This is a genomic window from Aerococcus viridans (assembly GCF_002083135.2).
Taxonomy (GTDB): domain Bacteria; phylum Bacillota; class Bacilli; order Lactobacillales; family Aerococcaceae; genus Aerococcus; species Aerococcus viridans_C.
On the sequence record NZ_NBTM02000001.1, the window covers coordinates 790,433 to 805,803 of the forward strand.

10 protein-coding genes are annotated in these 15,371 nt (G+C 37.4%); 7 read left to right on the top strand and 3 right to left on the bottom strand.

Features of this window, described 5'->3' with window-relative positions; all coding sequences use genetic code 11:
* Positions 1–4 precede the first annotated feature (4 nt).
* The 3 genes from dnaB to A6J77_RS03945 form a co-directional block, all read right to left on the bottom strand.
* A complete protein-coding gene (dnaB, locus tag A6J77_RS03935) occupies positions 5–1,393 on the bottom strand; it encodes a replicative DNA helicase (RefSeq protein ID WP_083068390.1) in 1,389 nt (462 codons plus the stop codon).
* Between the two features lie 118 nt (positions 1,394–1,511).
* Positions 1,512–1,964, bottom strand: a complete 453-nt coding sequence (gene rplI, locus A6J77_RS03940) for a 50S ribosomal protein L9 (protein WP_083068392.1) — start codon at positions 1,962–1,964, stop codon at positions 1,512–1,514.
* Positions 1,965–1,966: 2 nt separating this feature from the next.
* Positions 1,967–3,994, bottom strand: a complete 2,028-nt coding sequence (locus A6J77_RS03945) for a DHH family phosphoesterase (RefSeq protein WP_083068394.1) — start codon at positions 3,992–3,994, stop codon at positions 1,967–1,969.
* Between the two features lie 2,818 nt (positions 3,995–6,812).
* Here A6J77_RS03945 and A6J77_RS03950 point away from each other — a divergent pair.
* From A6J77_RS03950 to A6J77_RS03980, 7 genes are all read left to right on the top strand, one after another.
* Positions 6,813–7,844: an ABC transporter ATP-binding protein gene (locus A6J77_RS03950; protein WP_083068399.1), complete on the top strand. Its 1,032-nt coding sequence runs from the start codon at positions 6,813–6,815 to the stop codon at positions 7,842–7,844.
* Positions 7,844–8,800 (top strand): ATP-binding cassette domain-containing protein, encoded by a 957-nt coding sequence (locus A6J77_RS03955; RefSeq protein ID WP_083068400.1) that lies wholly within the window; start codon positions 7,844–7,846, stop codon positions 8,798–8,800. Before A6J77_RS03950 ends, A6J77_RS03955 begins: the two co-directional genes overlap by 1 nt.
* 1 nt (position 8,801) lies before the next feature.
* Positions 8,802–9,764: an oligopeptide ABC transporter permease gene (opp4B, locus tag A6J77_RS03960; RefSeq protein WP_059134971.1), complete on the top strand. Its 963-nt coding sequence runs from the start codon at positions 8,802–8,804 to the stop codon at positions 9,762–9,764.
* A 17-nt stretch (positions 9,765–9,781) separates the two neighbouring features.
* Positions 9,782–10,699 carry an ABC transporter permease gene (locus A6J77_RS03965; protein ID WP_048726946.1) on the top strand — a complete coding sequence of 306 codons (918 nt, stop codon included), beginning with the start codon at positions 9,782–9,784 and terminating at the stop codon, positions 10,697–10,699.
* 50 nt (positions 10,700–10,749) lie between these two features.
* A complete protein-coding gene (opp4A, locus tag A6J77_RS03970) occupies positions 10,750–12,564 on the top strand; it encodes an oligopeptide ABC transporter substrate-binding protein (protein ID WP_083068402.1) in 1,815 nt (604 codons plus the stop codon).
* A 403-nt stretch (positions 12,565–12,967) separates the two neighbouring features.
* Positions 12,968–14,002 (top strand): branched-chain amino acid aminotransferase, encoded by a 1,035-nt coding sequence (locus A6J77_RS03975; protein ID WP_003142898.1) that lies wholly within the window; start codon positions 12,968–12,970, stop codon positions 14,000–14,002.
* A gap of 77 nt (positions 14,003–14,079) precedes the next feature.
* Positions 14,080–15,147: an iron-containing alcohol dehydrogenase family protein gene (locus A6J77_RS03980; protein WP_083068404.1), complete on the top strand. Its 1,068-nt coding sequence runs from the start codon at positions 14,080–14,082 to the stop codon at positions 15,145–15,147.
* Positions 15,148–15,371 lie beyond the last annotated feature (224 nt).

Here is a 15,371-nt window from a genome sequence, read left to right on the forward strand (position 1 = left end):
TCTGTTATGCAAACATTTCATCATCAGTTCTAAAGCTCACTGATGAAAATTTGTTAAATTCTTTTGTAAAAATAAGTTTCACTGTTCCACGCGCACCGGACCGGTTTTTCTCGATAATAACCTCTACGATATTATCTTCTAGTCTCGGTTCGCCACCATCATCATCTTCGCCCTCGCCACGTTCATAATAATCATCACGATATAGGAAAGCAACGATATCCGCATCCTGCTCGATTGATCCCGACTCACGAATGTCAGAAAGGACGGGACGTTTATCCTGCCGCTGTTCCACACCACGTGATAATTGAGATAAGGCGATTACAGGCACGTGTAATTCTTTGGCGATTTTCTTTAATTGTCGCGAAATATCAGACACTTCTTGTTGTCTGTTTTCATTTCGTTTACCAGACCCTTCAATTAATTGAAGGTAGTCTATCACAATTAAGTCCAGGCGCCCCCGTTCTTTAAGTAGACGTCTACTCTTAGAACGAATTTCGGTTACCCTAATACCTGGTGTATCATCAATATAAATATCCGCTTCCGATAGCGCCCCTGAAGCAACGATCAAATCTGACCATTCATCTTCAGTTAGCTGTCCGGTCCTTAAATGACCAGCATTTATACTACCTTCCGCACAAATCATACGATTTACCAGAGATCCAGCCCCCATCTCCAAAGAAAAGACTGCGACAACACCATCTTGCTTAGTTGCCACATTCTGTGCGATATTCAAAGCAAAGGCTGTCTTACCAACGGCCGGACGTGCTGCTAGAATAATCAACTCTTCTGGTTGCAGCCCAGCTGTCATCGCATCTAGATCAGGATAACCAGTTGGAATCCCTGTTACGTCCTGACCATTTTTAGATAAATCATCTAAATTTTGCATAGACTCGAACACGACATCTCGAATATGGATAAATCCATTTCGATTTCGGTTTTCTGCCACATTTAAAATAGACTTTTCAGCCTCATCTAAAATGACAGATACTGACTCCTCTTGCTCAAAACTATCGCGGGCAATCTTATTAGAAGCTTGAATCAGCTTTCTCAATAAAGATTTCTCTTCAACTATGCGGGCATAGTATTCCGCATTCGCTGCAGTCGGGGTATCATTTGCCAATTGGAAAATGTACTCGTAGCCGCCAACATTTTCAAGCATATGCATGTTATTTAATTTTTGTTGAACCGTTAATGCATCAATTGCCTCATCATCCCGGTTCAGTTCTTCCATCGCTTCAAAAATAAGTTGGTTTGCACGACTATAAAAATCATCGGCAGAAACATACTCCAGCACTGAAATGAACACATCGGAATCAAGTAAGATGGCACCGAGCACAGCTTGCTCAGCCTCTATACTTTGAGGCGGTGTTGTATGATCTAAATTCTCCGCCAAATCAGCACCTCCATCACCTAACTATTATACTAAAAAACATAAGCAAATTGATATAAAAATTGAATAAAATAGGAGGCCAGGAAATCATCCTAGCCTCCAACATATAGATAGACTAGCCCTATTCTTCGACGATATGTACGCGAATAGTAGCTTCAACATCATGATGTAATTTTACAGGTACATTTGTGTAACCAAATGAACGGATTGGTTCGTCCAAGTCCATTTTACGTTTGTCTAATTTAATACCGTATTGTTTCAACATGCCAGTAGCAATTTGTTTAGATGGGACTGAACCAAATAAACGGCCGTCTTCTCCACCCTTAGCTTTAATCGTTACGACTGTTTTCTCGTCTTCGATTTTCGCTTTTAAGTCTTTTGCTTCTTGTAGTTCTTCTTGCGCTTGTTTCTCATTGGCTTTTTCTTTACCACGTTGCGCAGAAACAGCACTTGCTGTAGCTTCCTTGGCTAAACCTTTTTTCAATAAGAAGTTTTGGGCATAGCCATTAGGGACTTCTTTTACTTGACCCTTTTTACCTTGATTTTTAACATCTTGTAGAAAAATAACCTTCATGATTATTCATCCTCCTCATCTTTATCCATAATAACAGATTTTAACATGTCTACTGCTTCAGAGACAGTCACATCTGAAATTTGTGTAGCAGCATTCGATAAATGACCACCACCACCTAACTCTTCCATTGTACGTTGAACATTAATCGTTCCAAGACTACGTGCAGAAATACCTACCCGACCGTCTTCTCTTAGATAAACCACAAAAGAAGCATCCACGTTACGCATAGATAGCAAAGTATCAGCTGCTTGGGCAGCCGTAACTGAGTCATAGACATCCTTATCTCCACCACTAGCAATACCCAGATTGCCAGAAATCAATTCAACATTTTCAATTAATTGATTACGTTTAATGTAGTCCGTTAAGTCCTCTTTCAATAGGTTTTGAATCATAAATGAATCAGCACCTACAGATTTTAAGTAACTAGCTGCATCAAAGGTTCTTGACCCTGTACGTAGAGAGAAATTACGTGTATCCACGATCATACCCGCTAACATAGCAGTTGCTTCAATTCGTTTAATTGGTTCACTTTCTTGATTTTGATACTCGAAGAACTCTGTAATTAACTCACTTGCAGAAGAAGCATAAGGCTCAATATATTCTAACAATACATTATCCGGCACTTCTTCACCCTTACGGTGGTGGTCAATAATAATAACAGGTCTATTCGGTGTAATCAAGTCTGGAGCAGTGGTAATTGACGGACGATGCACGTCCACCAAGAATAGTAGGGAATCCTGTGCCATCAACTCTTCCGCTTGTTCAGGCGAGATGATTGATTCCGCAATTGATCCATCCTTACGTAACTCTACCAATAAACGTTCAATATCATCATTAACACGACTTTCATCAATAATCACATAACAAATTTGATTATTCATTTGAGCAATACGACGAATACCCAAGCAGGCACCAATAGCATCCATATCAGGGTAATCATGCCCCATAACGAATACTGAAGACGTGTTTTGAATCATCGTTGAAATAGTATTGGCGATTTGACGTGAACGTACACGTGTACGTTTTTCCATCGGGTTTGTCTTACCACCATAATAACGCGCTTTTTGATTTTTAGTACGGACAACGACTTGGTCACCCCCACGACTTTGCGCAAGGTCTAAGTTAGACTGTGCTTGTTCAGAAATATCATCCACATCAATAATGTCATCTTTCTCTTGGTAAGAAATTCCCATAGAAATCGTTAATGGTGTATTAGCCTTTGATGTTTTGTCACGAAGGTTGTCAACGACCACAAACTTATTCTCTTCCATTCGAGACAACTGACCATAAGTTGATACCAGTAAGAAATGATCATCATCCAAACGTTTAATATAAGAATCATAATTCTTAGCCCACTTAGATAAATCACTCGTTACCAAGTTATCAATCGTAGATTTTCTTCTATCATTCATTGAAGATACCGTTTCATCATAATTATCAATCACGATATGACCAATTACAATACGGCCAAGGTCAGCATGCTCAGCAATAATCCCGTACTCGGTTGCATCAATAAAGTACATAGCATGCTCATCTCTTAAATAAGTTACCTCGAAATGCGCATTCTTCCACTGAAATCGTTTAGATTTCAATGACGGATCTTCCTGGAATTCCTTGTATAATTCAAAAATTTCTTCATCTAAATCATTAATATCTAATCCAATGATTTCCTTCTGGTAGAAGTACTTTTGTAAAAAGGGGTTTACCCATTCAATTGTTGGATCATTTTCATCGAAGACAATAATACCAATAGGCATCTTCAATAAAATTTCACTTTGCACAGATTTAATCTGGTTACCTAATCCTAAGATATATTCACTTAAGGCGGTTAACATCTGGACCAAAGCAAAACCAAGTAAACCTATTACAACAACAATCAAACTAACAATTACAAAACCCATTTGTAAACTAACTGCTGCACTAATACCGGTCACGATAATTAATAATAATAGCGCGATAATAAGTGGCCATATAATTGCCGACTTCAATAAGAAAGAAGGAATTTTAGACTGCCAATTCTCTCTCTTCATAATAATCTCCTTTAGGTCAAAATTCGACACTTTAACATATACTATTTTAACACAATCTTAAGAAACAATCATTTTTATATATTTTAAGTCGTTGCCAAACACTTGTTCTGTTATAATTGTTTCACGTGAAACAATTAAATGGTATCTAATCATAATGGGATTATTGATTTCTAAATGAAAATTTTAATATCTATATATTTTATAAAAATCTTATGTGTTGAAAAAATAATTTAAAACCCTATTACCATATTGTATAAGCATTTTTAAAATCGACAAACCCCTGTAATTGATATGGTCTTATTTCTAGGTAGGAAATATAAATTTTTTAATCGTTTCAAGTAAGTAGAAAATAGATATAATATTTCTTTAAATCGGTATCATTCATGTCTTATCAAAAATATCAAAGTCAAAAACTTCTTTAAGAAATAACCAACATGCATGTTTCACGTGAAACATGCATACTAATTGCAACGAGTCTTATGTGATCGCATGTTTTATAATGTGAGTACTCTCCGATACTAAAATATCTTACCTCAGACCACTAACAAATGCTTCTAAGGACGCTATAAGTCATTGTATTGATTCACCTTTGAATTATCCTATCCGCAAAGCAAATTGTTCTAAAGAGGATAGATTTTTATACCAGCCTACCCCCACTCACTAGAAGCTATTTATTTACCGTAAATCAAATTGATGAATGAAAGTAATTATCCAATAGCTAGCTACAAATTGAAATAACCGACGATGAATGAAGTTTCACGTGAAACATCATCGAAGGACAAAATGATTACAAGTTTATTGAAGTAGCTACTATATAATCTTAAATCAATAGAATCCATATCCATACTGTTAGTCCTAACTATATTAATTAGACACCCAACTTGTCAGCTTATTGGATAGCTACTAACTACATCAATACATCACATCATCCATCTGTTAAACCTAGAATATAATGAAGTTCTTTGGTTTGCTGCTATAAAATGTTTTAGTATATCACAGTGCACAGTAATAAGTAATAAAAAATAAGTATTTATTTCACAGAAAACTTTAGGACATTATTCTTGTACTACTAGTATTAACTTATTACTACCTTTGCCTGCTGCATATAAGTTCTATTATTCTAAAACCTTCTATTTATATCAGAATAATACTAATAGAGTCTTTTATGGAGAATTGTTTCACGTGAAACATACTAAAACAACATAGCATCAGCCATGAGGCTAGTAATTATTTCAAATCAATCTAATATTGACCTAGTGCGACGGTGAGAAGTCTAATACTTTTTTCTTTAAATTTTATTTGCAAAGAAGCACCCAGCGAGGGTTAACCCTTTTGTATAAGGATTATAAAGCCTAAGGCATTTAACATTTACCACACATAGAGGAATAATCAGTACTAAAGAGGAATGTTTCACGTGAAACATCCCTCTAGTTTAATAAAAAAGCCTAATTAAAGTAGCATGTAAATAAAACATAAGTCATTCTATAATCACAGAAACTTTTGTAACTCATTATAGTAAAGCATCGATTTTACTTTTAACGGGTGAAGGAAATGGTGAATGGTGATTGATTTTAGAAACCGGTACCCTACAAACTGTCTAAAATAAGCCTTATTAATAGGATATTAGCCAAAAGATACAGTGAAAAACTCATGCATTAACCCTTTATTGAACAAGACCTTGGTCAATCATAATATATAAGAGAAATTCAATAAATAGATCCTTATTAACTCTCGCCTGCTACTAAAAATTACCAATTAAGTAAGGATTGGAATAAGATAAGCAAGTAAGAAGGGTGCGCTTATTAATACAGTTCCACGTGAAATGTCATTAAAACCAAGCAACAGATAATTCTTCTTATTCTACTTTTCTAGGTTATATTTATACTGCTCTCCGTTATTCACTTATTTCAAGTGTAACTAATATTGTACCCATTCTAAATTCTCCTTAACTTCCCCTATTAGATTGTTATATTCATGTTTAAAATATATCAATGCTTTGCTTTCTTCTTCTTTATGCAACCTCATTTGCTTGTGAAATTTCACATCTATATTCACTTAAAAAGAGATACACCACCTTTTCTTTTCTACTTTTGCTGCTTTGAATATATCTCTTTACTTTTATACGACTAATTACCATCTTTTGATCACTTATCTTTTATCTACTTTTTCCCTTTTTTACCCTAATGTTTTTACATAAAGCCACTAGCAATCCATACCCGCTTTTTAAAAATTGCAATCTTTTCATCTAAATTCCCTTCACTGTACTACAACAATTAGTTTTCGTATATGTTATATATCCTTACATGATATAGACTATTTTTGCTCTTTATTTAATTTTCAAACACTTATATACCGTCAATTTATCCACATCATTATGCAGCTATTTTTAACAACAGTTTTCATGTGAAACTTCCACTTCAGTAAAAATAATCGATTAAAATATACCTATTCCACATGTGAATAAGTCATTTATAAATAGGAATATACTCAATATTCTGGTTTTTATCCACAACACAATTGCCTACTGCAACAGTGAAATGCGAACATTTTTTCGACTTAGACACAGACTTATCCACAAACACATGTCTTCTAGTTTGAATTTTATCTTTAAGCTACTTAATCGACTTCTCTTCCTATTATTATTAAAACGGTAAGAAGTAGTATTAAAAACAATTAAGACAAATGTTAAGAAAATATGAATAGAAAACTATTTTTCCTTGAAATTTTATTCTAGTTGATGTAAAGTATCTTAAACTCAAAGCGATTAAAATTAAATGATAAAATTTATTAAACTATCATTTTTAAAGGAGCTAAAACCATGTCCTCTAACCAGGTATTATTAGAAATTAATCATTTACATACTGGATTTCGTTTTGGCGATGAGTACTTTAATGCTGTCGATGATGTTACTTTGACTTTGAATGAGAATGAAGTCCTTGCCATTGTAGGGGAGTCAGGGTCAGGTAAAAGTACTTTAGCCACCTCGATTGTTGGCTTACATAATCGAGCGAATACGCAAATCCAGGGTGAGATTCTCTATAGAGGGAATAATCTTTTAGAAAATACTGAAGCGCAGTTTAACAAAATTAGGGGAAATGATATTGGGATGATTTTCCAGGATCCTTTAGGTTCTTTAAACCCCTTGATGACAATACAAGATCAAATTGAAGAAACTTTATTGTATCATTCTGGTTTATCCAAATCTCAACGTCTTGCGAGGGTGGAGGAACTATTAACACAGGTTCAAATCCCTCATCCAAAACGTGTGATGAAACAATATCCGCATGAATTATCTGGTGGTATGCGCCAACGTGTAGTGATTGCAATTGCTTTAGCAAACAAGCCAGCCATTATTATTGCTGATGAGCCGACTACTGCCTTAGATGTGACTGTGCAGGCGCAAATCTTAGATTTAATGAATGATATTCAAGATGAGACGGGATCTGGCATCCTATTAATTACCCATGATTTAGGGGTAGTTGCACAAACGGCAGATAAGGTAGCCGTGATGTATGCCGGTGAGGTAGTTGAAATTGCTGATGTGTTTGAAATATTTAATAATCCAAAACATCCTTATACGCGATCACTACTGAATTCAGTGCCACACGAGCTTGAGAGTGAGGAAGATGAGCTTCATGTTATTCAAGGAACTGTGCCTTCACTGCAAAACCTGCCAAGAAGTGGTTGCCGTTTTGCTAGTCGTATTCCATGGATTGATGATAGTGAGCATGAAGAAAATCCGACCATGCATGAGCTGGCGCCAAATCATTTCGTGAAATGTACTTGTTGGCAGCATTTCCATTTCCCCGAGGAAGCGGATGTTGCGGACTTGAAGGAAGGGGTCGAGTAATGGGATTTATTGAAGTAAAAGATTTGAAAGTACATTATCCTATTCGCGGCGGATTCTTTAATACGGTACAGGACAATGTATTTGCCGTGGATGGTGTTGATTTAGAAATTGAAAGCGGTAAAACTTATGGCCTAGTTGGTGAATCAGGTTCTGGTAAGACGACTATCGGCCGTGCCATTATCGGTTTGGAGAAGGCGACTGCTGGACAGATTTTATATGAAGGAACCGATGTCACCAATAAAGCGCGGAAGCGGTCTGGTAAATACGGCGAGTATAATCGGAATGTTCAGATGATCTTTCAAGATTCGACTATGTCCTTGAATCCGAAGAAACGGATTTTAGATGTGATTGCTGAACCAATTCGCAATTATTATCAATATTCTGAAAAAGAAGTAAAGCATCGGGTAATTGAGCTGTTAGAGATTGTTGGTTTGAATGAAGATACAATCTATAAGTATCCGCATGAATTCTCGGGTGGTCAACGGCAACGTTTAGGGGTTGCCCGGGCTGTAGCCAGTAACCCTAAACTGATTATTGCCGATGAACCTACTTCAGCCTTGGATTTATCGGTTCAAGCGCAGGTTTTAAACTTTATGAAGCAAATTCAAAGTGAATATAACTTGAGTTACTTGTTCATTTCCCATGACTTAGGGGTTGTGGAACACATGGCAGATGAAATTGCCATTATGCATAAAGGACGATTTGTTGAGCGTGGTTCCAAAAAAGAAATTTTCAATAACCCGCAACATATTTATACCAAACGGTTATTGGCTGCAATTCCTGAAATGGATCCGAATAAACGGGCTGAGATTAAAGCTCGACGTCAGCAAATTGATGCTGAGTATCAAAAGACGTCTAACATTTATTATGATGAAAATAATCGTGTTTATGATTTATCTCCATTCTCAGACAATCATGATGTTGCCTTTGATCAATCATTGAAAGGGGGCAATTAATATGTGGAAGACAATATTTAGAAGAGTTCTGCTGATGCTCCCGCAAATTTTAATTTTGAGTATCTTAGTATTCGCGGTAGCTAGATTGATGCCTGGTGACCCTTTTACAGGGCTTATCACACCGGAAACTGATCCTTCAACGATTGAAGCCTTGCGTGAACGGGCTGGTTTGAATGAACCGATTATCGTCCAGTATTTTAATTGGTTGAAGAATGCCTTCCAGGGTGACTTTGGGATGTCTTATACCTATAAAGTGCCAGTATCCACTTTAATTGGTGGACGGGCAGTTAACACGATCTTCCTGTCACTGCTCACTTTGATTTTTACCTACTTAATTGCCTTACCACTTGGGATTTTATCAGGTCGTTATAATAATTCTTCTTTTGATAAAGGGGTCGTATTATACAACTTCATTTCCTACGCAATTCCAACTTTCGTACTTGCCTTACTAATGGTTTGGCTGTTCGGGTATGAGTTGCAGTGGTTCCCAACAAATGGGTCGGTATCTACCGGATTAAGTGCCGGCACACCTGCTTATTATTGGGACCGATTCTACCATATGTTACTACCAGCAATTACCTACGCCTTGCTTGGTACAACAGGGATCATCCAGTATTTGCGGAGTGAGGTAATTGATGCAAAACAGCAAGACTATGTGAAGACGGCTCGGTCTAAAGGGGTACCTGAGAATGTGGTGTACAACCGTCACATTTTTAGAAACTCGCTATTACCAGTGGCTTCAACATTTGGTTATGAAATTACGGGTTTAATTGGGGGTTCAGTATTTATTGAACAAATCTTCGCTTATCCTGGTATGGGTCAACTATTCATTCAATCGATTAATAGTCGTGACTATTCGGTCATTACTGCCCTGGTATTGATATTTGGTATCTCAACAATTCTAGGTACGCTACTTTCTGACATTATTATGACGATTGTAGATCCTCGTATTCGAATTGATTAGGGAAGGGGTGATGACGAATGGAAAATTATAAAAAAACAACTGACCAAGATGCGATTGCACAAGAATTAGCTAGTGCACCGCCAACTGGTTTGCGCGTAATTTGGCGTGAATTTTTAAAAGATAAGCTAGCACTATTTAGTTTAATCTTCTTTATCCTTATTATTCTTGGGGTATTCATTGGGGCAATTGTCATCGACCAAGATGAAGTATTACGAATTTCTCTATTAGATTCCTATATGCCACCTAATGATGATTTTATCTTAGGAACTGATTCCGGTGGTCGCTCTATTTTTGGCCAACTAATTATAGGTGCTAGAAACTCCATTACGATTGGTTTTACCATTACGGCACTGACCAGTATCGTTGGAATCACGGTTGGCTTGGTTGCTGGTTACTATGGTGGTATTATTGATAATTTCTTGATGCGGATCATTGATTTTATCATGTTACTTCCAACAACCATGTTAATCATCGTATTTATCACACTAGTTTCAGACTATAATGTGTGGACCTTTATCCTCATCATGAGTGCCTTCTATTGGGTAGGGCAAGCGCGGTTAATCCGCAGTAAAGCCTTATCAGAGAGTCGAAGAGATTATATCTCAGCATCAAGAACGATGGGGACACCAACTTACAAGATATTATTTAGGGAAATTCTCCCGAATTTAAGCTCTCTGATCATCGTAAATGTCACTTTGAACTTTGCCGCAAATATCGGTATTGAAACTGGGTTAAGTTATTTAGGATTTGGGTTACCTACTTCCACACCTAGTTTAGGGACATTGGTCAGCTACGCTCAGTCACCAGATATTCTGGAAAATAAGACTTGGGTATGGCTACCTGCATCACTACTGATTTTAGTATTGATGCTTTGCATTAACTATGTGGGTCAAGCATTAAAACGATCTGCAGATGCAAAACAACGTTTAGGGTAATTATATTTTTAAAAATTACAACATCACAATTTAGTTTAGGAGGAAAGTGTATGAAGAAATGGTATAAGTTATTGGGTTTAACAGCTGCCGCAAGTTTGGCTTTAGTGGCGTGTGGTAACAGTGACAGTGATAGTGACAGTGAAACTGCAGATTCATCTTCTAGTAGCGAAAGTGGTGAGGTAGTTGCACCTGAACTAGCGACTACAGTCGATAACGAGGGTGATGCAATTGATGGTGGTACTTTACAAGTTGGTTTAGTAACGAACTCCCCTTTCCAAGGTATTTTCTCTTGGGAGTTTTATGAAGATGCTTATGATGCAAAAATTATGGAGTTTGGTTTCGAGTCATTATTTGGCACTGACGATGACTTCCAAATTGACGACTCCGGTAAAGCCACATTGGCATTAGATCAAGAAAATAATAAAGCAACAATTACCTTAAAAGAAGGTTTGAAATGGTCTGATGGTGAACCATTAACAGCTGAAGATGTGATTTACTCTTATGAAGTCATTGGTCACCCTGATTATACTGGTATCCGTTATGATGGTACCTTCCAAAACGTAGTCGGTATGGAAGAATACCACAGTGGGGAAGCTGATACGATTTCTGGTATCACCCAAGTCGATGATGTCACTGTTGAAATCGAATTCCAAGAAGTAAGTCCTTCAATGCTCCAAGCAGGTGGGGGTGTTTGGTCATACGCAATGCCTAAACACTATTTAGAAGACGTTCCAGTTGCTGAATTAGCTTCATCTGAGAAAATCCGATCTACACCAGTTGGAGACGGTCCTTTCCGTATTACCAAAGTAACACCAGGTGAGTCCGTTGAATATGAAGCCAATGAATATTACTGGCAAGGTGAACCTAAGTTAGATAACGTTGTCGTTGAAGTAGTGCCTTCAAGTTCGGTTGTACCAGCTTTAGAAAATGGGAAATATGACGTTGCTTTAAGTATGCCAACTGATTTATATGCAAGTTACGCTGAACTGCCTGGCTATACATTACTAGGTCGTGAAGAATTATCTTATACATATATTGGATTTAAGTTGGGTAAATGGGACGCTGAAGCCGGTGAAGTTGTTTATGATGAAGATGCCAAAATGGCGGATAAATCCCTTCGTCAAGCTATGGGATATGCCATTGATAACGACGCTGTAGCACAACGTTTCTACAACGGCTTACGTTCAAATGCCAACACTGTTATCCCACCAGTATTTGGTAGTTTTGGTGCTACAACTGAAGAAGTACCTGGTTACTACTATGATGCAGATAAAGCCAACCAATTATTAGATGATGCTGGCTATGTAGATACTGATAACGATGGTATTCGTGAAGATCCAGATGGTGAACCATTACAAATTAACTTCGCCTCTATGGAAGGTGGAGAAACGGCTGAGCCAATTGCACAATACTATATCCAAGCTTGGAAAGAAGTTGGTTTGGATGTTCAATTAACAGATGGTCGTTTACTAGAATTCAACAGTTTCTATGACCGTATTGAAGCAGATGATGAAAATATCGATATCTATCAAGCAGCTTGGGGTACTGGTTCTGACCCAGCACCAAACGGTTTATACGCGCGTAATTCTGCCTTTAACTTTACTCGTTGGGCGACTGAAGAAAATGACCAATTCATGGCTGACTTTACAAGTGCAGAAGCCTTTGACGAAGAATTCCAACGTAACACCTTTGTTGAATGGCAAAAATACTTCTCTGAAGAAGCACCAGTTATTCCAACATTATTCCGTCAAGAAGTTATGCCTGTTAACAACCGCGTAAAACACTTTGACTACGCTAATAACCCAGCGGATGACTTTGGATGGCACACAGTTGAAGTGACAGCTGATGCACCAGTATCAGAATAAAGTGATTTAAACTAGATATTACAACCATTTTTAGATAGTGGTTAGGCGTATGTGGCGTGGCCATATACGCCTTTTTATTAGATGATTTTAATTAATTCTCATATTTATTAGATTTTCTTCATTTTTCCTATTGCAATCATTATGTTTTTGCGTTATATTAAATTCACATTAGAAAAACGAAAGAGGTAGTCTCATGAAAAAGACAGCACAAGTGGTCATTATTATTAATAAACAGGACTTTACGAATTAGTGAGTTTCACTAATAACAAATCGTAAGTCCTATTCGTGCTTGTTAACGCTGAATGGGACTTAGGCCTCCCACCAGCGCGTGGGGGGCCTTTTCTTTTGCTAATAAATTGCTGATATTGTTACTTAGAAATTAAACTTAAAGGAGTTGCTCAATATGACTGACAAATTAAACTGGGATGAATTAGATTTTTCTTATACGGAAGTACCATACCGCTGGCGTGCATACTGGAAAGATGGCGAATGGTATAAAGCAGGATTAGAAACAGATCCTCAATTACCAATTCGTGAAGCTGCTCCAATCGTCAACTACGGCCAAGGGGTATTCGAAGGTAATAAAGCTTATGGTACAAAAGATGGCAAGATCGTTTTATTCCGTCCAGATGAATTTGGTGAACGTTTAAACCGTGGTGCTCGTCGTATGGCGATGCCAGAAGTACCAGTTGAAGAATTTGTCCGTGCTTGTAAGGAAGTTATTAAAGCTAACCGTGACTATGTGCCACCATATGGCCACAACGGTGCTGCAATGTTCATCCGTCCTATGTTATTAGGTATTGGTGACCACGTACAAGTATCAGCAGCTGAAGAATACTTATTTACAATCTACGTAACACCAGTTGGTCCTTTATACAAAGGTGGTTTAGCACCACATAACTACATCATCGACCACGAACATGACCGTGTAGCAGCTGATGGTACTGGTAACATCAAAGCAACAGCTAACTACGCATCAACATTAGCAACAGCTAAACGTATCCAAGAATCTGGTTACGATGACGTATTATACTTAGACCCAGCAACACATACTAAAGTAGATGAATTCTCATCAGCAAACTTCTTTGCTATCGAGAAAGATACAAACAAATTTGTAACACCTAAATCAGATACAGTATTACCTTCAATCACTAAAAAATCGTTGTTATGGTTAGCGGAACACCGTTTAGGATTAGAAGTTGAAGAGGGCGATATTAAAGTAGATGACTTTGACAAATATTCTGAAGCAGGGGCTATGGGTAACGCGGCTGTTATCTCTCCAGCTGGTTCTGTAACATACAAAGACAACCGTCACGTATTCTTCTCAGAAACTGAGGTTGGTCCAGTATCACAAAAATTATACAAAGAATTAACGGGTATCCAATTTGGTGAGTTAGAAGCGCCTGAAGGATGGATCGTAGACGTTGATGAAGATTAATCATTTTGCCAAAAGCCTTTTAAACCAGGCATAAATTAGGTTAAAAGGCTGATTATGAAGAAAGAAGGAAGATAAATATGTCTCTATCAGTAAACCTACCGAATTTAACAATTGGTGTTGATGCCTTTGATGCAATTGATGAATATTGTAGTCAATTTGGTACAACCGTCGCGATTCTAGGTGGTGAAAAAGCCTTGGCAGCCAGTAAGGAACGTTTAACTGCTGCCCTAGAAAAATCATCATTAGAAGTAGCAACCGTACAAGTCTACGGTAAGGAAGCTTCATATACCAACGTTGAGAAAATGAAAGCGATCAAAGAAGTGCAAGATGCGGATATGATCTTTGCAGTTGGTGGGGGACGCGCAATTGATACAATTAAGGTAGTAGCTCGTGACTTAGACAAACCATTATTCACTTTCCCAACTCTAGCTTCAGTTTCAGCGCCAACTTCGTCAGTATGTGTTATGTACCATGATAACCATGAGATGGCTGGTTTAGCTTACCGTAAAGCACCAGCTGACCATACCTTCATCGATACACAAATCATTGCTGAGGCGCCTGTTGAATACTTATGGGCTGGTATTGGTGATTGTATGTCTAAAGAAGTAGAGACTAGTTTTTCTTCACGTGGCAGAGACCTAAACTTTGAAAATCGTTTAGGTGTAAATATTGTCAAAGGTACGAATGATAAATTGATGGCTGTTGGTGCTGAAGCTTTAGAAGCTGTACGTAACCAAGAAGCAAACCAGGCTTTAGAAGAAGTTGTCCTTGAAATTATTGGTGCATCAGCTTATGCGTCTGTATTAGTGGAAAATGACATCAACTCAAACATGGCACATGCCTACTACTATGGCTATACTGTTCTGCCACAAGCCCATGAACACTTACACGGTGAGGTAGTTTCATATGGTATCTTGTTATTACTAACAATGGACCAACAATTTGAATACCGTGACCGTATGAAAGCATTCATGGAATCAATTAAATTGCCAACTAAATTGGCAGCTCAAGGTGTAACAACGCAAGAAGATATCGACAAATTAGTTGATAAAGCGATGACTATGGACGATTTAACATTCTCTCCATATACCATTACCCGTGAGAAATTTGAACAAGCAATTAGAGATGTTGAAGCTTTAGACTAATCAGATTTTCCTCCTTAGAACATGAAATTAAACAAGTAATCAACATACTTAACATAGGAATTCCCCTAAGAACGAGTTGTGACTAGCGTCACAGCTCGTTTTGCTTTATCCTATAGTGTGTAAGCGTATTCTAAATTACACATCAAAGCCAGCTATAAAGATGTCAAGGAATAAATTGAAAGTTTAGGACGTGATTCTGAAGTGTGATTTTGAAGGAATTTATG